Annotated in this window: 1 protein-coding gene; it reads right to left on the bottom strand. The window is 80.3% G+C overall.

Annotated features, from left to right (window positions below):
* Nucleotides 1-427 (bottom strand): hypothetical protein (locus BST12_RS35185; RefSeq protein WP_211281425.1); only part of this gene is annotated, 427 nt, incomplete at both ends.

The following is a 427-nucleotide window of genomic DNA, read 5'->3' as shown; positions in this document are numbered from 1 at the left end:
CGCCACTGCCGCCCCCACCGCCGGCTCCGGCATTCCCGCCGGCTCCGCCGGCGCCACCGTTTCCGCCGGTAACACCCACGCCTGCGTCGCCGCCGGCGGCGCCCAAGCCGCCGTTTCCGCCCAGCCCGCCGTGGCCGTGGAAGCCGCCGGCACCACCGGTCCCACCATTGCCGCCCGCCCCGCCGGCACCGCCGTCGCCTGCAACTGCGGACCCGCCGCTACCGCCGGCGCCGCCCTGACCACCAGCGCCGCCCTGACCCATCCACCAGCCGCCCTTGCCGCCGGCGCCGCCGTCACCGCCGGCCGTGCCGGCCATACCCGCCGCCCCCGGGACGCCGGCACCACCGTTGCCGCCGACACCGCCCTGGCCGTAGAACAAGCCACCATTGCCGCCCGCCCCGCCGGACGCGCCCGCGCCGCCGACACC

The organism is Mycobacterium angelicum (genome assembly GCF_002086155.1).
Classification (GTDB): Bacteria; Actinomycetota; Actinomycetes; order Mycobacteriales; family Mycobacteriaceae; genus Mycobacterium; species Mycobacterium angelicum.
This window is presented reverse-complemented; position numbering and strand designations above follow the sequence as displayed.